The organism is Chryseobacterium sp. R2ACT005 (genome assembly GCF_049949215.1).
GTDB lineage: Bacteria > Bacteroidota > Bacteroidia > Flavobacteriales > Weeksellaceae > Chryseobacterium.
The window spans coordinates 3510655-3535604 of the sequence record NZ_CP188192.1 but is presented as its reverse complement, the minus strand read 5'-3'; the positions used below and the strand labels follow the sequence as shown (position 1 = coordinate 3535604).

Annotated in this window: 16 protein-coding genes; 14 read left to right on the top strand and 2 right to left on the bottom strand. The window is 36.8% G+C overall.

The window, feature by feature from the left end; translation table 11 throughout:
* Positions 1–128 precede the first annotated feature (128 nt).
* From kdpB to ACPF63_RS16075, 8 genes are all read left to right on the top strand, one after another.
* The gene (gene kdpB, locus ACPF63_RS16110; protein ID WP_426480598.1) at positions 129–2168 is read left to right on the top strand and encodes a potassium-transporting ATPase subunit KdpB; all 2040 of its coding nucleotides are present in this window, start codon (positions 129–131) and stop codon (positions 2166–2168) included.
* A 10-nt stretch (positions 2169–2178) separates the two neighbouring features.
* Positions 2179–2736 carry a potassium-transporting ATPase subunit KdpC gene (kdpC, locus tag ACPF63_RS16105; RefSeq protein WP_077415826.1) on the top strand — a complete coding sequence of 186 codons (558 nt, stop codon included), beginning with the start codon at positions 2179–2181 and terminating at the stop codon, positions 2734–2736.
* A gap of 67 nt (positions 2737–2803) precedes the next feature.
* The gene (locus ACPF63_RS16100; protein ID WP_426480597.1) at positions 2804–3889 is read left to right on the top strand and encodes a porin; all 1086 of its coding nucleotides are present in this window, start codon (positions 2804–2806) and stop codon (positions 3887–3889) included.
* 57 nt (positions 3890–3946) lie between these two features.
* A complete protein-coding gene (locus ACPF63_RS16095) occupies positions 3947–5056 on the top strand; it encodes a histidine kinase (protein WP_047383121.1) in 1110 nt (369 codons plus the stop codon).
* Positions 5057–5062: 6 nt separating this feature from the next.
* Positions 5063–6778, top strand: a complete 1716-nt coding sequence (locus ACPF63_RS16090; protein ID WP_077415824.1) for an ATP-binding protein — start codon at positions 5063–5065, stop codon at positions 6776–6778.
* A 74-nt stretch (positions 6779–6852) separates the two neighbouring features.
* Positions 6853–7320 carry a hypothetical protein gene (locus tag ACPF63_RS16085; protein WP_426480596.1) on the top strand — a complete coding sequence of 156 codons (468 nt, stop codon included), beginning with the start codon at positions 6853–6855 and terminating at the stop codon, positions 7318–7320.
* 32 nt (positions 7321–7352) lie between these two features.
* Positions 7353–7814: a hypothetical protein gene (locus ACPF63_RS16080; RefSeq protein WP_426480595.1), complete on the top strand. Its 462-nt coding sequence runs from the start codon at positions 7353–7355 to the stop codon at positions 7812–7814.
* Between the two features lie 106 nt (positions 7815–7920).
* Positions 7921–8157 carry a hypothetical protein gene (locus ACPF63_RS16075; RefSeq protein WP_077415818.1) on the top strand — a complete coding sequence of 79 codons (237 nt, stop codon included), beginning with the start codon at positions 7921–7923 and terminating at the stop codon, positions 8155–8157.
* A gap of 136 nt (positions 8158–8293) precedes the next feature.
* On the opposite strand, the gene ACPF63_RS16070 is transcribed toward ACPF63_RS16075, so the two are convergent.
* Together ACPF63_RS16070 and ligA are read right to left on the bottom strand one after the other, a co-directional pair.
* Positions 8294–10792: a DUF7619 domain-containing protein gene (locus ACPF63_RS16070; RefSeq protein ID WP_426480594.1), complete on the bottom strand. Its 2499-nt coding sequence runs from the start codon at positions 10790–10792 to the stop codon at positions 8294–8296.
* Positions 10793–10892: 100 nt separating this feature from the next.
* Positions 10893–12896: an NAD-dependent DNA ligase LigA gene (gene ligA / locus ACPF63_RS16065; protein ID WP_426480593.1), complete on the bottom strand. Its 2004-nt coding sequence runs from the start codon at positions 12894–12896 to the stop codon at positions 10893–10895.
* 323 nt (positions 12897–13219) lie between these two features.
* On the opposite strand from ligA, the gene ACPF63_RS16060 reads away from it, so the two are divergent.
* The 6 genes from ACPF63_RS16060 (at position 13220) to ACPF63_RS16035 (ending at position 24820) form a co-directional block, all read left to right on the top strand.
* Positions 13220–16303 carry a carboxypeptidase regulatory-like domain-containing protein gene (locus ACPF63_RS16060; RefSeq protein WP_426480592.1) on the top strand — a complete coding sequence of 1028 codons (3084 nt, stop codon included), beginning with the start codon at positions 13220–13222 and terminating at the stop codon, positions 16301–16303.
* 156 nt (positions 16304–16459) lie between these two features.
* Entirely contained in the window at positions 16460–17206 is a 747-nt protein-coding gene (locus tag ACPF63_RS16055) for a glycerophosphodiester phosphodiesterase family protein (RefSeq protein WP_426480591.1), read from the top strand.
* 467 nt (positions 17207–17673) lie between these two features.
* A complete protein-coding gene (locus ACPF63_RS16050; protein WP_426480590.1) occupies positions 17674–20637 on the top strand; it encodes a SusC/RagA family TonB-linked outer membrane protein in 2964 nt (987 codons plus the stop codon).
* A gap of 11 nt (positions 20638–20648) precedes the next feature.
* Positions 20649–22097 carry a SusD/RagB family nutrient-binding outer membrane lipoprotein gene (locus ACPF63_RS16045; RefSeq protein ID WP_077415806.1) on the top strand — a complete coding sequence of 483 codons (1449 nt, stop codon included), beginning with the start codon at positions 20649–20651 and terminating at the stop codon, positions 22095–22097.
* 67 nt (positions 22098–22164) lie between these two features.
* On the top strand, positions 22165–23727 hold the full coding sequence (locus ACPF63_RS16040) for a calcineurin-like phosphoesterase C-terminal domain-containing protein (protein WP_426483227.1): 1563 nt from the start codon (positions 22165–22167) through the stop codon (positions 23725–23727).
* 379 nt (positions 23728–24106) lie between these two features.
* The gene (locus ACPF63_RS16035; protein ID WP_077415804.1) at positions 24107–24820 is read left to right on the top strand and encodes a 3-ketoacyl-ACP reductase; all 714 of its coding nucleotides are present in this window, start codon (positions 24107–24109) and stop codon (positions 24818–24820) included.
* Positions 24821–24950 lie beyond the last annotated feature (130 nt).

Below are 24950 nucleotides of genomic sequence, written 5' to 3'. Positions count from 1 at the left end.
GAAAAGTTTGAGGAAGCTAGTCTGACACTTACTGAAACGTTCACTTAATATTATCCATATCTATCCTTATTATTTGGCAGACCTTAATGGTGATTATTGATTTACAATGATATAAACTCTTTCAAAAAATGAAAAATCAGTCACAAACATTGTTTCAGAGAGATTTGGTAAATGAAGCGATCAAGCAGTCCTTCGTAAAGCTGAATCCGAAAATTATGTTTAAAAATCCAGTAATGTTCCTGGTGGAAGTCGGAACAGTTGTCATGTTCATTGTGAGCATGTTCAGTCTTACTGGTGATAAAAGCCAGGGAAGTTTTTCCTACAATTTTTTAGTATTTATTATTTTATTTTTCACCGTTCTGTTTGCGAATTTTGCAGAAGCTATAGCAGAAGCAAGAGGAAAAGCGCAGGCTGATACTCTCAGAAAGACAAGAGAAGAAACTCCAGCCAAATTAGTGGTTGATAATAAACCCGGGTTTCAGGTAGAAACAGTGTTGAAAATGTCTGCTGAAATGACTTTAGGTGATATTTTCCTTTGTGAAGCCGGAGATCAGATTCCGATGGATGGTGAGATTATTGAAGGTCTTGCAACCATTGATGAGTCTGCCATTACCGGGGAAAGTGCGCCTGTAATCCGTGAATCAGGAGGAGATAAAAGCTCTGTAACAGGAGGCACAAAAGTTCTTTCAGACAGAATTAAAGTAAAAGTAACAACAAAACCGGGAGAATCCTTCCTTGATAAAATGATTGCTCTTGTAGAAGGAGCATCAAGACAGAAAACACCTAACGAAATCGCATTAACTATACTTTTGGCAGGATTTACCCTTACATTTATTATTGTTACCCTCACTTTAAAGCCTTTTGCAGATTACGCGCAGACTCCGATTACCATTGCGGCATTTATATCTCTTTTCGTTTGTCTTATTCCAACAACAATCGGAGGTCTGCTTTCTGCAATCGGGATTGCAGGGATGGACAGAGCATTGAGAGCGAATGTGATTACCAAAAGTGGTAAAGCTGTAGAAACAGCGGGAGATATTGATGTTCTGCTGCTGGATAAAACAGGAACAATTACTATCGGAAACCGTAAAGCAACCCAGTTTCATCCTGCAAACGGAATTCAGCTTGAAGAATTTATTAAAGCTTCTGCACTAAGTTCTGTAGCTGATGAAACACCGGAAGGAAAATCAATCATTGAATTAAGTGCTTTGAAACCTGAAGATTTATTGGTTCCTAATCCTACTTATATTGATTTTACAGCAGAAACCAGAACTTCAGGGATCGATTTTGAAGAAACAAGAATCCGTAAAGGAGCTTATGATACCATAAAAAAACTGACTGAAAAAGCCGGGAATATCTTCCCAAAAGAAACCCAGGATGCGGTGACCAAAATTTCTGAAAATGGAGGAACTCCTCTGGTGGTAGCCGTTAATGAAAAAGTATGGGGTGTAATTGAACTTCAGGATATCATCAAAACAGGAATTCAGGAGCGTTTCCAGAGACTGAGAAAAATGGGCGTAAAAACGGTAATGGTAACCGGAGATAATCCTTTAACAGCAAAATTTATTGCAGAAAAAGCTGGAGTAGACGACTTTATTGCTGAAGCCAAGCCTGAAGATAAGATGAATTACATCAAAAAAGAACAGCAGGAAGGGAAGCTGGTAGCCATGATGGGTGACGGTACGAATGATGCTCCGGCACTGGCACAGGCCGATGTAGGAGTAGCAATGAACAGCGGAACACAGGCAGCTAAAGAAGCCGGAAACATGGTAGATCTCGATAATGACCCTACAAAGCTGATCGAAATTGTGGAAATCGGGAAGCAGCTGCTGATGACAAGAGGAACATTGACGACTTTCAGTATTGCAAACGATGTAGCAAAGTATTTTGCCATTATTCCGGCGCTCTTTATCACTTTTATTCCTTCGCTTCAGAAGCTGAATATTATGAATCTTCACAGTCCCGAAACAGCCATATTATCAGCGGTTATTTTCAATGCTGTGATCATTCCATTTCTGATCCCGCTGGCGTTGAAAGGGGTAGCTTATAAGCCAATTGGTGCAAGTGCCTTATTGAGAAGAAATCTTTTGATCTACGGTCTGGGCGGAGTCATAGTTCCGTTCATTGGGATCAAAATGATTGATCTGGTAATCAGTTTATTTTATTAAAATTTTAAAAATGAAAAATCATATTGTTTCAGCATTCAGATTAACTCTTGTAATGCTGGTGGTTACAGGTATTTATCTGGCAATTGTATACGGAGGTTCTAAAATACTTCCCAACAAAGGAAACGGAGAAATTGTTTACAATAAAGGGCAGAAATTTTATGCCAATATCGGACAGGAATTCAAATCTGAAAAATACTTTCATGGGCGTCCTTCTTCTGTCAATTATAATGCAGCAGGAAGTGGTGGCAGCAACAAAGGGCCAAGCAATGAAGAATATCTGGAAACTGTACAAAAAAGAATAGATACTTTAAAAATGAAGAACCCTGAAATGGGAAATACTAAAGTTCCTGTAGAACTTGTTACGGCAAGTGGTAGCGGTCTGGATCCTGATATTTCTGAAGAAGGAGCTTTGTACCAGGCAAAGAGAATCGCAAAAGTGAGAAGCCTTTCTGAAGAACAGATCAAAAATTTAATCAATAATCAAACTGAAAAGCCGTTTTTAGGACTTTTCGGACCATCCAAAGTAAATGTTCTGAAGCTTAATATCGCTTTGGATCAATTAAAATAATAAATTTAATAACCGATAATCATGTCAAGGATTTAAACCCTGACATGATTAACATACCTTAATAAAAGTGAAAAAATATTTAGCTATAGGTGCCATATTGGGAATGTTTTTCTCAAAAGCCCAATCATCAGATTCATTAAAAACAGGGAATAAAGTGACATTTTCCGCTTATGCAGAACTCTTTTATACCTATGATTTTAATGAGCCGGGCAATCATATGCGTCAAAACTTTTTATACTCATATAACAGACATAATGAAGTAAATCTTAATCTGGGATTGGTTAAAGCCAACTATCAGAGTGAAAATCTCCGTGCCAATGTAGCTTTAATGGCCGGAACTTATGCCCAGGATAATATGGCAGCTGAACAAGATGCTCTGCGCTATGTAAATGAAGCGAATATCGGAATCAAAATTTCTAAAAATAAAAACCTGTGGATTGATGCAGGGATCATGCCGTCTCATATCGGCTGGGAAAGTGCCATAGGAAAGGATAATATTAATCTGACCCGAAGTTTTGCAGCAGAAAATTCTCCTTATTTTGAAACGGGTGCCAAAATTTCTTTTACCTCAGATAATGGGAAATGGTTTTTAAGCGGATTGGTCTTGAATGGCTGGCAGAGAATTGCCAAGCCTGAAGGAAATCAGAGTATTTCTTTCGGACATCAGGTGACCTATAAACCCAATGATAAAATTACCCTGAACAGCAGCTCGTTCATCGGGAATGATAAAGCAAAGGATGATAAAAGAATGCGCTATTTCCATGATTTGTATGGAAGTTTTCAGCTGACAGATCAGTTTTCAGCGGTATTAGGATTTGATATCGGAGCAGAGCAGAAGTCAAAAGGAAGCGAGCAGTATAATATCTGGTACAGCCCCAATGTATTAATGAAATATCAATTAGACAACAAATGGGCACTGGCAGGAAGGTTAGAATATTACAATGATAAAAACGGTGTGATTATCAGTACAGAAACTCCCAATGGATTTCAGACTTTCGGATATTCTCTCAATGTAGATTATGCAATCTTTAAAAATGTGGTTTTCCGTACAGAGGCAAGAGGTTTTACTGCTAAAGATGCCATTTTTGCAAAAAATGATGAATTTAGAAAAGGAAATTTCTTCATCACAACAAGTCTTGCAGCCTGGTTTTAGTGATCAGTTTAACCACAGTTGAACGTGTTTAAAATAAAATTAAAAAGAATAAAATCAATGTCATCAGCAAAAGATTTTTTAGAACTTATCCAGAAATCCCGTAAAGGAAAATTCAAAATTTATATCGGGATGAGTGCAGGTGTAGGAAAGACTTTCCGTATGCTTCAGGAAGCGCATTCTCTTTTACGAAATGGCATTGATGTAAAGGTTGGTTATATAGAAACCCATGGTCGGGAAGAAACCGTGGCACTGGTAGAAGGACTTCCTGAAATTGAAAGAAAATCGGTTTTTTATAAAGGAAAAAATCTTGAAGAAATGGATCTTCAGGCTATCATTAATGAACATCCTGAAGTCGTTTTGGTAGACGAGCTGGCCCATACCAATGTAGAAGGATCTAAAAATAAAAAAAGATGGCAGGATGTCCTGGAAATCCTTGATAATGGGATCAACGTTATTAGTGCCATGAATATCCAGCATATCGAAAGCCTGAATGAAGAAGTAAAGAAAATCACAGGAGTAGAAGTGGCAGAACGTGTTCCCGATAAAATTCTGGCATTGGCAGATGAAGTGGTGAACATTGACCTTACAGCTGATGAACTGCTGACCCGTTTAAAGGAAGGAAAAATCTATAAAAAGGAAAAAATTCAGACCGCTCTGAGCAATTTCTTCCAAAGTGGGCATATTCTCCAGCTTCGTGAGCTGGCTTTAAAAGAAGTGGCTACCCATGTGGAAAGGAAGGTAGAAACAGAAATCAAAACTGAAAATTTTAAACCCATAAAATTCCTTGCCTGTATCAGCAGCAACGAGAAAATTGCCAAAACAATTATCAGGAAAACAGCGAGATTAGCCAGTTACTATAACAGTCCATGGACTGTTTTGTACGTTCAGAAACCTTCTGAAAATCCGGAAAAAATTGCACTCGATAAGCAGCGGTATTTAATTAATAATTTTAATTTAGCACAGGAATTAGGCGCCAAAGTAGTCCGGATCAAAGAAAGCAGTGTTCATAACGGAATCCTGGAATATGTGATTGCCCATAATATCACAACGGTCTGCATTGGTAAACCTCATGCCAGTTTCTGGCAGCGAATGCTGGGCTACAGCTGGATCTATACCCTTATGAACAGGCTGAATGAGAGACAGATAGATATTATTATTTTATCTTAAAAAATAATGAAACTTAAAACGAAACTTACCTTAGGCGTTGGCCTTTTATTTCTGCTGATCGTTCTGCTTTCAGTGATAGGTTCTGTATACATCAATAAATTAAAATCTGATACTGAAAAGATTCTTACTGCCAATTACAACAGTCTGGAATTTTCCAAGAATATGCTTCTGGCCCTGGATAATATCAGTACAGACAGTACCGTTGCAATAGCAGATTTTAGGAAAAATAATAAATTACAGGAAAAGAATCTTACAGAATTTGGAGAAAAAGAAGCTACCCAGAACCTCAATATGCATTTCAGCAGCTATCTGAAAGCACCGGACATCCATAAAGAAAAACTAATCCGCGAGGATCTGGCGAAGATCATGTCTTTAAATATGAAAGGCATAGAACGGAAGAGTGATATCGCCATCATTACAGCAGAAAATGCCACGTTCTGGATCGTAAGTTTAGGAACAGTGTGCTTCCTGATTGCTTTTATTCTGCTTTTCAATTTACCACAAACTATTGCAGAGCCAATCAATCAGTTAACCTTCAGTATCAAACAGATTGCTGATAAAAACTATAATGAGAGGGTGCATTTCAAAGGAAGTGAAGAGTTCAGCAGTCTGGCAGATTCATTCAATACGATGGCGGAGAAACTTCAGGAGTACGAAAGCAGTACACTTTCCAAGCAATTGATGGATAAAAAACGGATCGAAACACTGGTGAACAATATGCATGATGCGGTGATTGGCCTGGATGAGAATCATTTTATCTACATGATCAATGATGAAGCATTGAAGATCACCAATCTTCATAAAGAAGAAATCATTGGTAAAACGGCTCATGAAGTAGCCATCAACAACGATCTGATGCGCGAACTGCTGAAAAATATTGACCATCCGGTAAAAGACCCGATTAAGATTGTCCGTGATAATAAAGAAAACTATTTTGAACAGGATATTGTTCCCATCAATATTGTAAAAACAGGTGAAAAGGAGAAAAAATATATCGGAAAGGTAATTTTGCTGAGAAATATTACCCCTTTTAAAGAACTGGATTTTGCTAAAACCAATTTCATTGCAACGATTTCCCATGAATTGAAAACTCCGATTTCTGCTATTAAAATGGGCGTTCAGCTCCTTGGAAATCAAAAGTTTGGGGAACTGAATGAGCAGCAGCAGGAATTATTGAAAAGCATCAATGAAGATGGGCAGCGTTTACTGGATATCACAGGAGAATTGCTTAATCTTTCTCAGGTAGAATCGGGAAATATCAGACTGACCGTGGAAAAATGTTCTCCTAAAGAAATTGTACAGACTGCTGTAAAGAATGTTGAAAAACTTGCCGAACAGAAAAATATCACCATTAGTACAGAATATCTTTTAGAAGAAAGTGATGCGGTAACTGCCGATTTTGATAAAACAGTCTGGGTGATGAATAACTTTCTTACCAATGCTGTGAAACACTCTTTTCAGGATGAAAATATTCAGATTGTAGTAGAAAAACAGAACTCGTTCATTCAGTTCAGTATTGTTGATACCGGAAGCGGAATTGATGAAAAATACCACCGTCAGATCTTTGACCGTTATTTCCAGGTTCCCGGAGAACATCAGAACGGAACAGGGCTGGGATTAGCAATCTCCAAGAATTTCATTGAAAAACAGCATGGAGAAATAGGAGTGAAGAGCTCTTTGAATAACGGGAGTACATTTTACTTCAGACTGCCGGTTTCATAAGAGTTATTGTTATATATTTGACTCAGAAAATATATTTTCTTACTTAAAAATTGTAATTCTATTCTTTTAAATTCATGGATCCTTTTTTCTATTTGCCATTGGCAGGTGTAGTATTTTTTATCATTTCAAGAGTTTTCTTTTATACCCAGAAAAATAAAATTATTGAAAAATATCAGCAGCCGGATGCATTAGTTTTTAAAAATATCCATGGCACCATTGTTTCAGTAACTAAAGGAGGTCTTAGCTATAGTAAAAAATTTCGATGGTGTAGTTTTGAAATTTTCATGAATCAGAATTCTATGTTTTTGTTTCCAAAAGATTTTTACATTGTTCCCGGTAAGTGTATTAATCTGAGATTTGGATCAGATAGAAGAAATACAAGAAAGCCAGAAGTTCTGAGAGAATTTCATATACATGACAATTATGTTGAACTGATTCTTTATCCTGACTGGATGCCCAATACAAAACGCACAATTTCTTTGGAAGGATTAAACAAGGAAGAAATTTTACTGTTCAGGAAAGCTTTACTGAAGGAAGCATAAACAGATATTCTTATATTTACGCTAAAATAAAAATGAGAAAAACGTTAGCATTCTTGTTATTTTCACTGCTATTCAGTATCCAGATCTCTGCTCAGACATTTACATTAGAACAACTTAACGGCTTCAACAAACTGACAATGGATGAGTTTAAAAAGGAAATGAAACAGCAAAAGTTCAAGTTTTATGACAGAACTGAAGGTTTAGGTTTTCTTTTAACTGAATACGAAGCCCCAGACTATACCTCAAAAATCGGAAAGTTTGAATATACTGAAGAAAAATCAGAAGATAGAATTGAATTTGAGTTTAAAGAAAAGAAAGAATATGATCATTACCTTAAACTGATATTGGCAGCCGGATATAAAGAAACCGGGAAAGGAAAGATTATTACTAAAGAACCATACAGAGACTACTACAGGAATAAGGAACATATCAGGCTGATTCTGCCAAAGCCTGGAGAAAGTTCTCATATACTATTATTGTTTTCAAGTAAATAGGATTGCACATATAAGCTGAAGTAATATGATGCAAAGACTGTAGATTTTATGATTTGAGTAAATAGTTTTAAATAAAATTTCTAAATTTGAATTTAAATCGCACAAGATGAATACGTCAGATTTAAAAATTAATTTGATCAACAGGATCACCCAATTAAAGGAAGCCAGAATTATTGAAGAAATTCAAAAAATTCTTGATTTTGAATTGGACCAGAATGAATATATTCTTAATGATGAGCAAAAAGAAAGAGTTGCTGAAGGAAGAAAAGAATATAAGAATAAAGCATACCTTACTGAAGACGAAGCCAACCAGGATATTGAAGAATGGCTAAAAGAAAAATAATCTGGACTGTTAAAACCCATCAAGAAAGAAAAGATATCCTTGAACGCTATGAAATAAAATCTAAAAGCTCAACTTTACGATAATAAAAAAGGCTGTGAAATTGATCACAGCCTTTTTATATGAAATTTTTATAAGCTTAATCTTTAATAAACTTTTGTACAAGTACTTTGTCCTTTGTGAAAGCTTTTAGAATATAATTTCCTTTGGAAAGTTCTGAAACAGAAATTAAATTTTCAGTTACATTTGTTGATCTGATAATTCTTCCAGTCGCATCATAGATTTCAGCTTTGATAATTTCCTGCTTGGATCTGATATTTAAAACATCTTTTGCAGGATTAGGATAAACAGAAATACTCTGGTTTTCCTTATCAATTTCTGCTGTTGCCAATACATTTTGAACGCTTGTTGTGTAAGTATTGGTTACAATAGGGTGGTTGTAATCAAAATAGATTCTCGCTGTATTACTGAAGCTGTCTCCAAGATTTAAGGTAGATTTTGTTTTGATTTTGAACGAAATATATCCGTCATTATTCGCATCATCAAAAGGTAGTTGGATATTTTCAAAGATGAATTCTACCGTATTTGGATTGGTAATTCTTGTTACAAAATTGTGACTTCCGTTCAATGCAACTAAACTTGATATATCAAATTTAGAAGTATCAATAACATCTTTTACAACAATATTCTGTGCATTTGCGGTTCCTGTATTTTCAAATCTGATCAGGTAATGTACATAATCTCCCACCTGGGTTTGCGTAATAGTAGTTCCTTCAAGACAGGTCTTATCATTCGGATCAAAAGAATTCACAGCCGATTGGTTCAACATAAACTTATTGTCAGCAGGTGTTTCATCAGTAGCTCCGTTGATTTGTGCCATGTAATGCAGAATGTCCCCGCTGTTTAACGGTGGAGCCTGTGTTGGTGTATTTAATTTCAATTTTACAGTGATTTCTCTGGTTTCCAGAGGAAGAAGATTGGTGAAATTCCAGGTTAACATTCCTGTAGACTGTATATCGGGAGAAACTGTTGCATTCAGGAAATTCATCAGGTTATCATTGAAATTGAAAGCAATATTTCCTGATTGGGCAACCGTTCCTTTGTTTTTATAAACGATTTTATATTTGGTGTCAAATCCCGGAATAGCAGCCGTAACAGGAATAATCAGGACTTCAAGATCATTGTGATTTCCGTTGGCCGTTAAACAGAAATTTTGAGTTAGTGGACTTGTTTGTGCCGGAAAGTTGACTGTCAAAGTACTCGGAGACAATGTCCAATAGGCCGGATTTTCTGAAATAGGGGTAATCGTATGTGTACCCGCCTGTAAAGGAATAGAATAATTCCCTGACGAATCAGCGATTATATTTCCGGAAACAGATCCACTTGTAATTGAAAATTTTTGGAACGGTTTATTAACATCATTGGAGTCACAGCCATTGTTGTTAATATCATACTTTGTATTACCGATAACTTTATAGTAAGTACCGCCCGGTGTGAATGAACAGTAGGAATTCAAATTGATATTGTTGAGTGAATAAGAAGTTAGATAATTACTGATCGGTGCTAAATCATCATTGTCACAACAGATATATTTAAGATTAGGATTGTTATTATTAATATGAAACCAAGATGTGACGTTCAGTACAGTTCCTCCGCTTTTCAGGTTAATATTTTTCAGAAGTGAATTGTCATAAATCGTTATATTTTCCAATAAAGGATTCATACTTAAATCCAGTGTTGTAAGACTATTATTTAAAGTACTAAACTGTCTTAAAGCCGGAAAAATGGAAAGATCTATAGCTGTTAAACCTGTAGACTGTAAACCGAGAGATTCTATGTTCGTTGTACCGACCAGAGATAATGTGGAAATCGGACTTTGTGAAAGATATACCGTATCTAAATTTTGTAAATTATGTAACTGAAGTGTTGTTAAAGCATTGCAGCTATAAATTCCCAGATTATTCAAATTCGTACAACCGGTCAAATTTATATTATTGGTTGAAGAGCTGTTTCTGATTTGAAGCCACTCCAGATTACTCATATTACTAAAATCTAATGATTGAACATTAGTTTTATTGATCTCCAAAGATTTCAAATTAGGACAAAGACTTACATTAATAGCATTGATAGGCTGAGTAGAATTCAAATTGTTAATGAGCAGACTTTTTAATGAATTGCTCTGCAGGTTGTAGCTCGTAATATTATTATGCTCGGAAGACATCGTTGCTAAAGATGTACAACCTGCAATATTCAGAGAAGTTAATTGTGAATTATAGTTAATTGCTAAAGCAATGAGATTAGTCATCGTACTTACGTCAACCGCAGATACAGAAGTCCCGAATAGATACAGATCTGTTAAATTAGTAAAGCTTTTAATCCCTTCGATAGACTGAATATATACTCTGTTTCCATAATAAAGATCAGACAGCTTTACAATATTATTAGCTTCACTTTGCTGTATAATACCGTCATTATTGGTATCAACGGGAATACTGCTTCCATACTGATCTTTTGCATAGCCATTGCTGTAATCAGCCGTTAATAAAAAGTTTTTGAAAGCCGGATCAGGGATATTCACATTTTGTGCCTGAAACATCGCAAAAATGATCATAGAAATGATGAGGTAAATTTTTTTCATGTATTATTAGTTAATGGTTATTTGTTGTGATTTGAAAACAAAAATAAACCATTAAGAGGAATATCTTAATGGTTTAGTAAATAATTATTAAAAATAATTGTTATTTCTCAATCAGATCCAGAAATTGCTGCTCATCCAGAATCGTAATTGTTCCGATTTCCTGAGCTTTTTTCAGCTTACTTCCGGCTTTTTCACCTACTACAAGATAGTTGAGGTTCTTGGATACAGCAGAAATATTTTTTCCACCGTGCTTTTCTACCATTTCCTCAGCAGATTCTCTGGTGAATAATGATAATTTTCCGGTGAAAAGGAAAGTTTTTCCTTCCAGAACATTGGATAGTACTTCATTCGTGCTTTCTCCTTTTACAAGCTGCACACCATAAGATTTTAAACGCTCGATCATCAGTACATTTTCAGAATTCTGGAAGAACTCAACAATGCTTACTGCAATCTTGCTCCCGATATCTTCTACCTGGCAAAGCTCTTCAACAGTTGCATTCTTTAATTCCTCAATAGTTGGGAAGTTTTTGACCAGTTTCTTGGCAACTGTTTCTCCCACATGCTTGATCCCGATTCCATATAATACTTTCTCAAAAGGAATTTCTTTAGATTTCTTAATTCCTGAAATAATATTTTGGGCAGATTTTTCAGCCATTCTTTCCAATGGAAGAAGCTGCTCTTTCGTTAAAACATAGAAATCGGCAGGATTTTCAATCAGTTTTTCTCTGTATAGCTGTTCTATGGTTTCACTTCCAAGGTTGTCAATATTCAAAGCTTTTCTGGAAACATAGTGAATCATTCTTCCAACCACCTGTGGCGGGCAGTGAAGTTCGTTCGGACAGAAATGGATGGCCTGATCTTCAATTTTTACTAATTCTGTTCCACATTCCGGGCAATGTTTGATGTAGTCAACTTCTTTGCTATCTTCAGTTCTTTTATCAGTGTTTATCCCTACAATCTTTGGAATAATTTCACCTCCTTTTTCTACATAGACGAAATCATGTTCATGAAGATCCAGTTTCTTGATGATATCCTCATTATGCAGAGAAGCTCTCTTAACGATAGTTCCGGCCAGTAAAACAGGTTTAAGATTAGCAACAGGCGTAATGGCACCCGTTCTTCCCACCTGATAAGATACACTTTGAAGCTCTGTCTCTACCTTTTCTGCTTTAAATTTATAAGCCATTGCCCAGCGGGGAGATTTAGCAGTATAACCAAGCTGTCTTTGCTGCTGTAATGAATTAACCTTTAAAACAATACCATCAATTTCAAAAGGCAGATTATGACGTTCTGTATCCCAGAATGTGATAAACTCCTGTACCTCAGCCATGGTTTTACATAATTTTGCCTGCTGAGAAGTTTTGAAGCCCCAGCTCTGTGCTTTCTGAAGGAGTTCCCAATGTGTTTCTGCAGGAACTTCATCAGAAATGAACTGGTACAGTACAGAAGAAAGTCCGCGCTTTCTTACCTCAGCGCTATCCTGCATTTTCAAACTTCCGCTGGCTGTATTTCTGGGATTCATGAAAGGATCAAGACCTTCTTCCTCACGAAGCTTATTAATTTTATCAAAGTTTTTTCTGGTCAGATAAATTTCTCCGCGCATAAAAAACTGACCCGGAAAATCACCTTTTAAAGTCAGAGGAATGTCTGAAATGGTACGTACATTCGGAGTGATTTCATCCCCTTGGAAACCATCTCCACGGGTAACTGCCTGTGACAGTTTTCCGTTTTCATAAAGAATAGAAATGGATGCACCGTCATACTTTAGTTCAGTAACAAACTCTACCGGATCTTCAATGGTTTTGATGATTCTTTTTTCCCAGTCTTCCAGGTCGTCAAAATCATAAGAATTGTCCAGAGAATACATTCTGAATTTATGCTGAATGGTAGGGAAGACTTTGGTAACACCACCCCCTACACGTACCGTAGGCGAGTTCTCATCATAAAATTCCGGGTACTTGGCCTCCAGATCCTGAAGTTCCTGCAGAAGCATGTCGAATTCAAAATCCGTAATAGTAGGAGTATCCAGTTGATAATAGTTGTCGTTATGCTGGTGAAGCTCTTTGCGGAGCTGTTCTATCTTTTGTTGAATGTTTTCAGACATTGGTTTCTATCTTTTGAGCAAAAATAACTAAAGTAATTGCATTTAAAAAATAACAGAATTAAATAGTACAGGAAAATTAAAAATACGTAATATGCCTTAACAGATTGGTTTTGTAGGAAATAAAACATTTGTTTAAAGTAATTTAACATAACGTTCTGATTTAATTAAAAAAATGTTAAAGCTTTCTTAAACACCCTGCCATTAAAGTCAAAATACCTTTGCACATCTGATTGAAAGAAACCTCAACGTGATCTATTAACATGAAAATCAAAGAGGTTTCCTGGCGAACATCAAAAAATTAATCATAAAGATCTTCGGAAGAAATGAAAAAAGTAAAGATTGTACTGGGATTATTGTTTTTAGGGCTTGGGACAATGGCGTATGCACAGACCACGCAGGCTTCTATTGTAGGGAAAGTTACCGGACCGGGAAGTACAGCTCAGGAAAAAGTGAAAGTAACGATCGTGAATGAGTCTACAGGATTCAAAACGGAAACAGAAACAAACTCAAAAGGAGAGTATATTTTTAAGGAAATTCCTTTGGGTGGGCCTTATACAGTTATTGTAAATGATGATAAAAAAGAAGGTTACAATGTGAACTTCGGAGATCAGGTTACCGTAAATATGGATCTTGGTAGCGAGAAACAAATTGAAGAAGTAAAGATTACCGGAAATCTTAAAAACAAGATCGGAAACCTTGGTGCCGCTACAGCAATTTCAGCAAAAAATATCAGTATGCTTCCGGTGAACGGAAGAAACTTTACCAACCTTGCTGAACTGTCACCACTAAGCGGAAAAGGCGGAAACCTTTCCGGACAGCTAGGATCTTCCACCAATTTTACCATTGATGGGATGACGGCGAAAAACCCTACTTCTGCAGGAGCTACCACCAGCCGAAGTGGTGCACCTTTCTCGATCTCCATTGAAGCGGTACGTGAATTCAAAATTACGACCAACCAATATGATGTGACATTAGGAAGGAGTGGAGGAGGAACGGTAAGTGCTGTTACCAAATCAGGAACCAATAAATTTTCAGGAAGTGCCTGGGAATATTTAAGAACCAACTGGCTTTCCAGCCCATATGACATCAGAGGAAACAAAAGAGATAACGATTTCTCTACTTCTCAGTTCGGATTTTCATTGGGAGGACCGATCATTAAAAATAAATTACATTTCTTCGTAGCCTGGGATCATCAGCTGGATTCAAGACCTTTGATAATTGCCGATATCAAATCTCCGGATGATGAGAAGAGATTCAATACAACAACGCAGACTCTTAATCAGTTTGTAGATATTGCAAGAGCAAAATATGGAGTGGGAAGCGGTCCTCAGTTTGGAAGTTTTGACAAAGTAAGAAACTCGGATGCAGGATTTGTACGTTTAGACTGGCAGATCAATGAAAAGCACTTATTAACCCTGAGAAATAACTTCACCTACGACCTTAATAAAAATGGTTTGGGTGATAATACCAATATCAATTTCTTTGAATCTTACGGAAACGACAAAAACCTTGATAACAGTTTATTATTAACCTTAAGATCAAACCTGCAGCCTAATTTAACCAATGAATTAAAGGCGCAGTATCTTTATACTTTTCAGGACAGTTATCAAAACAATCAATTGGGTAAACCTGTTCCTAGGGCGATTGTTGAGGGTGTAGCTTCAAGTGCCGGATCTACCAATATTCAGATTGGAGGGCACCGTTTTGCACAGGAAAGCTTTAGAAATAATGTATTCCAGATTGTTGACAACTTATACTACAATACAGATAAAGTAAAATATACTTTCGGAGCTGATTTGATGTATACAACCGCAAAATCTGTGTACGGAAGTGAAGTGAACGGAAGATTCCATTTCCAGGGAATGGGTAACTTTGATGCGATGACTCCTTACCGATTCTACAGAGAAGTTCCTTTGATGGAAGATCCGTCTGTAAGATCAAATATCTGGAATCTTGGTGTCTATGGGCAGTTTCAGACGAAAGTGGCAAAAGGTCTTGATTTAATGGCCGGTTTGAGGTTAGATTACGGAGGTTACCCGAAAGCGGAATTCAATCAGAAACTGTTTGATGAAATGGGAATCAGAACTGATAATCAGATCAAGTCATTTGTAATCCAGCCAAGATTCCAGTTTGACTGGAATATCAATGAAGGAAATAAAGACTTCCTTAAATTCGGAGCCGGAATTTTCTCTTCGGATATCAACAATTACATGATCATCAACAATCTTGTATTTGATGGGAAACATTTGGCTACAGTGGATGTAACGGGTAAAGATGTTCCGTTCCCGGATTTCAACAGTTATAGAAACGATTACAATTCGGTGCCTTCACTTTCTCAGAAGCAGATTCCAACCATCAACTATACCGGTAAAGATGCTAAAATTCCAATCGTTTATAAAGCGAATATCTCTTATACCCATTTCTTCAATGAAAGATTCAGAGCCGGAATTGCAGGATATATGGCATTAGGTAGAAATAATTACTATTACTATGACAGAAACATGGTGGCGAATCCGTTCTTTACATTAGCTAATGAGGGAGGAAGAGGTGTATTCATTCCTACAGGTGCTATTACCAATAATGCCAATAACAGTGTAAGTTTCGACTGGAAACAAGGAAGAATCAATAACAACTTTGGAAGAGTATTGGAATTGGCAAGTGATGGTAAAGTAAACCAGTTCTCATTCGTGATAGATACAAGTTACCGTTACTGGAAAGATGGAGAAATCACGGCAAGTTATACATGGTCCGACATCAAAGACAATACTTCTTACAACGGAAATGTAGCGAACTCTGCAACATTATCTACGATGATTCAGAGTGATCCGAGAGACTTAAGAATGACTTATTCTGACAACCAGTTTCGTAATAAAGTGGTGATCTATGGTAACTCTCCTACCATTGCCGGATTTACATTAGGAATCAGATATTCAGGAATTGGAGGTACCCGTTTTTCTGCTACAACAGGAGGAAATATCAATGGTGACTTTGTAGATTCCAATGACCTTGCTTTTATTTTCCCGAATCTTACCAAATCTATTTTGGATGATCCGCAGGTAGGACAGGCTCTGAAAGATTATATCAACGAGTATAATGGTAAAATTGCAGAACGTAACGGAGGTAAGAATGGTTTCTATGGAGTTTGGGATGTTCGTGTAGCGAAGAAAATAAAACTTGATAAAGTAGGAGCTTTTGAACTTTCTGTAGATATCTTCAATGTGGCGAACCTACTTAACAAAGAATGGGGAGTCAACAATTCATACACAAACACATCTTTGTATAAAGTAACCAGGTTTAATAAGGATACCATGCAGTATGAGTATGCCAAAAACGTAAGTGGAGGTGGTTTGGTTCCTATGTCCGGAAATCCATATCAGATCCAGATTGGTGCGAAGTATTCCTTCTAAACAATTATCTTTTTTAACCACTGAAGACATAAAAGAAATATAAATGACTCTTCTTACTATTAGTTTAAAATCTTTTATGTCTTTGTGGTTTCCATATTTTAATACCTACCTTTATCAGAAAGTTTCAGGACTTTTTTAAATTATCTAAATTATATTATGAAAAATTTTATCTTAGGGTTAGCAGTTTTAAGTACAGTTATGATGAAAGCACAAACCCAGATCATTGCCCATAGAGGATATTTCCAGACACAGCCTCCTACAACTGAGAACTCGCTTCAATCATTGGAAAATGCTCAGAAATTAAAAATTTATGGGTCTGAATTTGATGTAAGAATGACAAAAGATGGTGTATTGGTGATCAATCACGATGAACATCATGGTAAGATGGAAATTTCAGAAGCTACGTTCAAAGAATTGGAAGCATTGAAATTATCCAATGGAGAAAAGTTTCCTACGTTAAAAGATTATTTGAAACAGGGGAAAAAAGATAAAGCTCTGAAGCTGATCGTTGAGATCAAACCAGCCAAGACTCCGGAAATTGAAAATGAGATCACACAGAAAACAATCAAGATGATCAAGGATATGAAGCTGGAATCTCAGAGTGAGTTTATTTCTTTCAGCCTTAATATCTGTAAAGAGATCAAAAAGCTGGCACCTTCCTTTAAAGTACAATACCTGAACGGTGAGCTGTCTCCTGAACAGATCAAAAAAGAAGGATTGGATGGTATGGATTATCACTATAGTGTTTTCCAGAAAAACCCTACCTGGATTGTTGAAGCAAAGGCATTAGGATTAATTACCAATTCATGGACGGTAAATGATGTTGCCGTATACGATGAATTGAAAAAACAAGGAATCGGGTTTGTAACAACCAATATTCCTGATCAGTTAAAGAATAAATAGTAATTGAAAATCCTTCACAAATAGTACAAATGAAGGGCAAAATATTCCCCTCTTCCGGAGGGGTGGTGAAAATTCAAAGAATTTTTGAAGGGGTGGTTTACAAAACCTTCTCAACCATTCGCCAGTAATCAACAATTTAAACAGTCTGTCCCTTATAAAGAGACAGACTGTTCTTTTTTAAGGGGTAAATAAAAAACAGTATGATTAAATTTGATTTATTATATTGTAAATCAAATAAATATGTATTTTGTGTGGTATTATCTCAAGGAAAGACAATAAAGATACGTAAATAGGCTTGTAAACTGGTATTAAAAAAACTTAATTACTTAAGTGTTTGTTAATTAGATTCTTATGTAATGTTATTAAGGCTGAATTAATATATGGTTTAATGTTTTTTTAAGAAACGTTAAAACTGTGTTAAGATCATCCTTATAATGTCGTTTTAATTTTGCGCAAACAAAAAGGAAATGCGTAAAGAGACACAAAAACTGTTAGTTTTGTCACTGTTGGGATTCGTCAGTGTTAATCTGGCAGCTCAGCAGAAAGCTAAAAAAGACACAGTTAAAGGACTTGATGAAGTAGTAGTAACTGCTTTGGGAATCAAGAGACATGACAGAGCTTTGGGGTATGTTGCCGAGAAAGTAGATGCCAAAACATTTGAAGAAACCCAAAATAACAACTGGGCACAATCTATGGAAGGGAAAGTGGCAGGTCTTAAAATTCAGACTGCCGGAGCAGGGCCGCTTGGAACTTCCAGAATTACTTTGAGAGGAGAGAAATCCATTATGATGGATCATAACTATGCTCTTATTGTAGTGGATGGCGTTCCATTGGGGAATTCTACCACAGGTTCCGGTACGACAGCCTATGGAGCAGGTTCCGGAGGTGATGTTCCAATTGATCTTGGAAACGGATTAAACAGCATCAATCCGGATGACATTGAATCTGTAACCGTATTGAAAGGAGCTTCTGCCGCCGCATTATACGGATCCCGTGCCGCCAACGGAGCCTTAATGATCACTACAAAATCCGGAAAAACGAAAAACGGAAAACTGAGAGTAACCTTCAATTCTTCCTCAAGCTTTGATTCCGTATTGAAATGGCCGGACTGGCAGTATGAATACGGACAGGGAACTCTGGCAACCAATACAGCAGGAAATTTTTACTATTCTTATGGCCTTTCCGCAGACGGACCAAGTACAGGAGGTACAAGTAGTGCTTTCGGACCTAAATTCGCCGAACAGTATTATTTTCAATATGATCCCAATGTACTGGGACAAAGTAAGGAAAGACAATTGTGGAGACCTTATGAAAATAATATTAAAGGTTTCTGGAGAACAGGTTCTACCTACTCAAACAGTATTTCAGTAGAAAGCTCAAATGAAAAAACAAGCTTCAGATCTTCACTTACCTATCTTAATAACGAGTGGATGATGCCGAATACAGGCTTTGACAGATTCAATTTTGCCCTGTCTTTTGCCCATCAGCTTACCCAAAAATTAAAAATCTCTACAAAATTTGCTTATAATACTACTTCCAGTGATAACCTTCCTGCGACGGGATATAACAACCAGTCGATTTCCTATTTCATGATCTTCCAAAATCCCAATGTGGATCTGGAATGGTATAAGCCCATCTGGAAACCGGGTCAGGAACAGGTTGACCAAATCCATCCTTTCAGCTCATTTATTGACAATCCTTATATGATTGCTTACGAAATGTTGAATGGGGTCAGAAAAAAGACCATTACAGGAAACATTACGGCAGATTATCAGTTTAATAAGAATTTCAGTGTAATGCTGAGGTCAGGTATTGAAATTCTGAATGAAAAAAGAACAACCAAAAGACCATGGAGTTCTGCAAATTACCTGAAAGGGTTCTATAGAGAACAGTTTATCAAAAATCAGGAATATAACAACGACCTTTTATTCTCTTACAAAGCAGATTGGAATAAATTCAGTATTTCTGCCTCTGCAGGAGGAAGTATCCGTTATAATGAATACCTGATGACAGATTATCAGGCAATAGGATTGAAAACAGCCGGCGAATACAGCCTTACCAATGCGCTTTCTATTCCGGTTAAATATCCGGCACCAAGAGACAAACATGTAGACAGTGTTTATGGATTACTAACGCTGGGATATGACAATAAAATATTTGTGGACGTTACCGGAAGAAATGACTGGAGTTCTACACTTCCGAAGCAAAACAGATCCTTCTTTTATCCTTCAGTGAGTACCAGTTTCATTCTATCAGATATTTTTAACCTGAAAAGTAATAACCTGAACTTATGGAAGCTAAGAGCTTCATGGGCGAAAGTAGGGATAGACAGTGATCCTTATCTTTTGGATAACTACTATACAGCAAGTAATATTACCGGAAGTGTGGTGGCGCCTACTACTTTCAATAACCCTTCCCTTAAACCTGAAAAAAATACCAATATTGAAGCAGGTATGGATTTCAGCCTTTTCAAGAATAGGTTGAATCTTAATCTTACCGCTTATCAGAACATGAGTGAAAACCAGATTATTCCTGTTTCACTGCCTTCTGAAAGCGGATATTCCAAAAGAGTGATCAATGCAGGGAAAATCAGAAACAGAGGACTTGAACTTTCAGCTGATATCTTAGCTGTGAAAGGTGAAAGCTTCTCATGGAAAGTAGGCGGGAACTGGTCTACCAACGAAAACAGGGTGATGACTTTACCTGAAGGATTTGACGGAATCGTGTCCAACGTAGGAGATGTTGTCTTCTATAAAATGGAAGTGGGTGGTTCTCTTGGAGACATGTATGGATTTAAATTATTAAGAACTCCGGACGGAAAAGTAATTTACGGAGACAACGGACTTCCGGGAAGACCTGCAGATATTGAAAAAGTAGGAAATGCATTCCCGAAATGGAGAGCCGGTCTTCAGAATGATTTCAAGATCAAAAACTTTACGATCAGCTTCTCGTTTGACGGTCAGTATGGTGGAATTGCTTATTCTCAGTCGCATCATAAAATGTCCGAACAGGGTAAACTGAAATCTACTCTTCCGGGAAGAGATAATCCTGGTGGAATGATTGTAGGAGACGGTGTTGTTCAGAATCCTGACGGATCTTTCAGCCCGAATATAAAAGGAGTACTGGTATCTTCTTATTATGGAGATTACTATAGAAGAGCCAATGTGGAAACCAACAGTTTCAGCACAGATTTTATTAAGCTGAGAGATGCAAGAATTGCCTATTCATTCCCGAAAGAGACCATAAAATCTCTGGGTCTGGATGATCTTACTCTTGCTATTTTCGGAAAAAATCTGTGGATGTGGACGAAGTTCCCATTGTTTGACCCTGAAGTCGCTACGCTGGATAATGCAACCATTACTCCGGGAGTAGAGATGGGGCAGCTTCCAACTGCAAGAACAGTTGGGTTTCAGTTAAATCTTAAATTCTAAAATCGTTAAAAATGAAAAAAATAATCATAAATCTGACATTGGCTGTTTCTGTTTTTATGCTTCAGTCCTGCGACAGAACATTTGAAGAAATCAATACAGATACCAGCAAAATAAAAGATCCTTCTGTGGGAAGTCTTCTTGCTCCCATCCAGTATGAAATGGGAAGCTATGGCTATAACAGAGCAGATGATTTCACTTTTGATATCATGCAGATTGCTTTAGACTTTCCGAATGAAGGAAATACCTACAGCAGATATTATATGGACGAAAAAAGTGGTAACGGATACTGGAATACCTCTTATAAATGGCTTAAGCAGGTAAGTGATCTTAGGAAATATGCTGAGAAAGAACAGAATAATAATTATCTGGCCATATCAATGGTCCTGAATGCATGGATTGCTTCCAACCTCACTGATGCTTTCGGTGATGTACCTTTATCTGAAGCAGTGAAGATTGAAGAAAATATTTTAAGACCGAAATATGATAAGCAGAAGGACATCTACATTCAACTCTTAAATGATCTGAAAACAGCAAATTCACTATTCAACACAAACCAGGCATTAGCAGAAACAGATTTGTTTTACAATGCCAATACCAACAGCCAGACCGGTATCTTAGGATGGAAGAAATTCTGTAATTCTCTTTCATTGAGATTATTAACGAGAATTTTAAGCAGAAACGGTGAAGTAAATGTGCATGAAAGAATTCAGGAGATTATCAATAATCCTGCACAATATCCTGTTTTTCAAAATAATACGGATAGTGCAGTGCTGCCACTTTCAGGAGTATCTCCATATTTGCCGCCAATTGCCCGCCCTCAGGATTTTACAGCTTACAGATCAGCAGGTGAGTTTTTTGTAAATGCTATGAAAGATAATAATGATCCAAGGCTGAGTATGTTTTTTACGAAAGCGAAAGCAACTACCGGGGAAGATCTAGGATATAAAGGAGCTCCGTCAGGATATGCTTTAGGAACAGCTTTCAACTACCAGCCTTCTAACCTTAATCAGAATCTGGCGAAAGCACCTTTAAAAATATTAATCATGACCTATTCTGAGGTTCAGTTTATTCTGGCAGAATTGGTTAACAAAGGAATTATTGCAGGAAATCAGCAGACCTATTATGAAACCGGAGTAAAATCTATTATTGAACAGTGGGGAGCAACAGTTCCAGCCAATTACTTCAGTAATGCAAACGTAGCTTACGACGGTTCTTTACAAAAGCTAATGCTTCAGAAATATATTTCCCTGTTTTTTGTAGACCATCAGCAATGGTACGAATACAGACGTACAAAACTGCCGGTACTTCCTAACAACGGAGGACTTCAGAACGGAGGGCAGATGCCTGTAAGATTTATGTACCCTACCACCACAAAAGTGATGAATACGGATAATTATAACGCAGCCGTACAATCTATGGGAGGTGACAATATCAACGTAAAAATGTGGTGGAATAAATAATTTGAGATTTAAAGATTAAAATAATTTAAAAATTAAAAAGATAATGAGTATCAATATAAAATTTTTAATGCCTTGCATCCTGGTTTCAGCAATGGCATTCTCACAAACTTCTGTTTCCGGATATGTATACGAAGACAGTAACAAAAATCAAAAGAAAGAAAACCGCGAAAAAGGAATTGAAGGCGTAGCCGTTTCTAACGGAGTTCAGGTAGTTCTTACGGATAAAAACGGACGATACAGCCTGCCGGTTCAGGAAGATCAGACTATTTTTGTGATCAAACCTTCAGGGTATCAGACTGCTTTAAATGCGAACAACTTACCTCAGTTTTATAACCATCATAAACCAAAAGGTTCTCCTGCAGATTTCAAATACAAAGGAGTAGCTGCTACAGGAGATCTTCCCAAAGAACTGAACTTCCCACTTTATAAACAAAACGAAAATAAGAACTTTGATATCCTTGTTTTTGGAGATCCACAGCCTTACACAGAAAAAGAACTGGATTACTTCAAAAGAGGAATTGTAAATGAAGTGAAGAACACTAAGAAAAATGCAGTGTTGGGAATCAGTCTTGGAGATTTGGTAGGAGATAATTTAAGTCTTCAGAAACCTTATGCAGACGTTATGAAAGAAGTCGGACTTCCTTGGTATAATGTAATGGGAAATCATGACATGAATTATGATGCGAAAGAAGACCGTCTTTCTGATGAAACATTTGAGTCGAATTTTGGTCCGGCCAATTACTCTTTCAACTATGGTAATGTACATTTCATCATTCTGGATGATATTCTTTATCCGGATCCGAGAGATGGAAAAGGATATTGGGGAGGATTCCGTGAAGATCAGCTTCAGTTCATTGAAAACGATCTGAAACTGGTTGATAAAAGTAAACTGATTGTCATTTCTTTCCATATTCCGTTGGAACATAGCAATGAAGACAGCTTCAGAAATGCGGACCGTCAGAAACTATTTGATTTCTTAAATCCTTTCCAGAATGTATTGCTTCTATCAGCACATACGCACATCCAACAGCAGATTTTCTATGGGAAAAAAGCAGGCTGGAATGGAATCAAGGAATTGCATGAATATAACGTAGGAACTACTTGCGGCGATTGGTATTCTGGAACACCGGATGATGCCGGCCTTCCTACTTCTACCATGAGAGACGGAACAGCAAAAGGATATTCATTCATCAGTTTTACAGACAATCAATATAAAGTTAAATACAGAACAGCCGGAAAACCGGAAGACTATCAAATTAAGTTATATATCCCAAAAGTGATTCCTTCCTCAAGAACTTCTGCAAAAGTGTTGGCTAATTTCTTTATAGGAAGCAAGAAAGACAAAGTAGAATACAGAATAGATAATGGAAAATGGGAAGAAATGGAATATGATGAAACCATAGACCCGAATTTTGCACTTTCTGTTTTCAAATGGGATTCTACGGAGAAAATTCTTCCGGGAAGAAGACCTTCCAATCCTGAAATGTCAAAGCACATCTGGGAAGCAGACTTTCCTAAAAAATTATCATTAGGAAAACATAAAGTTGAGGTGAAGGCTGTTGATATGTATGGAAACGAATTCACAGCTTCAGAAGAATTTGAAGTTCAGAATTCAATTCAGATTCCTTAAATTTTTATTTTTTTTACTATACCTTTTTTTAGATTTTGAAGCCGATCCAACAGATCGGCTTCTATTTTTGAGGTTCATGGAAACCACAAAAGTCACAAAAGGTTATTAGTTATAAAATATTTTAAAAGTGTAATGATCCTGCATAAAAGTTATATAAAATGAAAATCGTAGATTTTCATAAAACTTAAGTGTACTTCTTATACTTAAAGCTAATAGCTTAAAAAATTCAAGTGTCTAAAAACATTTGTGACTTTTGTGGTTTAAGAAGATATAAGTTTCAATTGCCCTTCCCAACCATTAAAAAACTATTAAATCTGTGTTTTAACCATTTCATAAAAATGTTCTTTCGTAACTTTGTATAAAGAAAAGTATTATTACTATGAATATAAACGGAAAAAATGCCATCGTAACAGGTGGTGGAAGAGGATTGGGGAAAGCTGTAGCACTTGCTTTGGCCAATGAAGGAGTAAACGTTGCCATTACAGGAAGAAATGAGGAAAACCTAAAAATGACGGTTGAAGAAATCAAAAAACTGGGCGTAAACTCAGCATACGCAGTTTTTTCTGTAGACAATGAAATTCAGGTAAAAGCTGGAATTGAATCTTTAGCAGAACAATTGGGTGGTATTGATATCCTAATCAACAATGCAGGGATCGGAGACTTCGGAAGTATTGAAGAAATGCCTTCTGAAACATGGGAGCAGGTGATTAAAACTAATCTTTTCGGAGTATATTACGCAGCGAAAGCAGCTCATCCGTTTATGAAAGCTAAAGGAGAAGGTGATATCGTAAATGTAGCTTCTACAGCAGGTCTGAAAGGAGGTCCGAATATGTCTGCATACGCCGCTTCAAAGGCTGCAGTAGTATCTTTATCACAATCTATGATGGCAGAATGGAGAAAACAAAACATCCGTGTAATCACTTTGACTCCAAGTACCATCGCTTCAGATATGAGCATCCAGGGAGGTCTTACAGACGGAAATCCTGATAAAGTATTACAGCCGGAAGACTTCGCAGAATGGGTAAGAGATATTCTTAAAATGAACAGAAGAGCACTGATTGCAAACGGATCAATTTTCTCTACGAATCCATAAGAGGTTAAAAATTTAAAGTTCAAGGTTTAGAGTTTAATGTTATCAGCAGAGAATTGTTAGTCTACCTTGAATAATAAAAATCAATAGGAGCGGGCTATTATCCTGAGCGTAGACGAAGGGAGCCCGCTTT

What these genes read in the sequence shown, in the direction of transcription:
- ACPF63_RS16090 (WP_077415824.1), top strand. Translation starts at nt 5,063, where the DNA reads ATGAAACTTAAAACGAAACTTACCTTAGGCGTTGGCCTTTTATTTCTG.
- ACPF63_RS16035 (WP_077415804.1), top strand. Translation starts at nt 24,107, where the DNA reads ATGAATATAAACGGAAAAAATGCCATCGTAACAGGTGGTGGAAGAGGA.
- ACPF63_RS16060 (WP_426480592.1), top strand. Translation starts at nt 13,220, where the DNA reads ATGAAAAAAGTAAAGATTGTACTGGGATTATTGTTTTTAGGGCTTGGG.
- ACPF63_RS16055 (WP_426480591.1), top strand. Translation starts at nt 16,460, where the DNA reads ATGAAAAATTTTATCTTAGGGTTAGCAGTTTTAAGTACAGTTATGATG.
- ligA (WP_426480593.1), bottom strand. Translation starts at nt 12,896, where the DNA reads ATGTCTGAAAACATTCAACAAAAGATAGAACAGCTCCGCAAAGAGCTT.
- ACPF63_RS16075 (WP_077415818.1), top strand. Translation starts at nt 7,921, where the DNA reads ATGAATACGTCAGATTTAAAAATTAATTTGATCAACAGGATCACCCAA.
- kdpC (WP_077415826.1), top strand. Translation starts at nt 2,179, where the DNA reads ATGAAAAATCATATTGTTTCAGCATTCAGATTAACTCTTGTAATGCTG.
- ACPF63_RS16045 (WP_077415806.1), top strand. Translation starts at nt 20,649, where the DNA reads ATGAAAAAAATAATCATAAATCTGACATTGGCTGTTTCTGTTTTTATG.
- ACPF63_RS16070 (WP_426480594.1), bottom strand. Translation starts at nt 10,792, where the DNA reads ATGAAAAAAATTTACCTCATCATTTCTATGATCATTTTTGCGATGTTT.
- ACPF63_RS16040 (WP_426483227.1), top strand. Translation starts at nt 22,165, where the DNA reads ATGCCTTGCATCCTGGTTTCAGCAATGGCATTCTCACAAACTTCTGTT.
- ACPF63_RS16050 (WP_426480590.1), top strand. Translation starts at nt 17,674, where the DNA reads ATGCGTAAAGAGACACAAAAACTGTTAGTTTTGTCACTGTTGGGATTC.
- kdpB (WP_426480598.1), top strand. Translation starts at nt 129, where the DNA reads ATGAAAAATCAGTCACAAACATTGTTTCAGAGAGATTTGGTAAATGAA.
- ACPF63_RS16085 (WP_426480596.1), top strand. Translation starts at nt 6,853, where the DNA reads ATGGATCCTTTTTTCTATTTGCCATTGGCAGGTGTAGTATTTTTTATC.
- ACPF63_RS16080 (WP_426480595.1), top strand. Translation starts at nt 7,353, where the DNA reads ATGAGAAAAACGTTAGCATTCTTGTTATTTTCACTGCTATTCAGTATC.
- ACPF63_RS16095 (WP_047383121.1), top strand. Translation starts at nt 3,947, where the DNA reads ATGTCATCAGCAAAAGATTTTTTAGAACTTATCCAGAAATCCCGTAAA.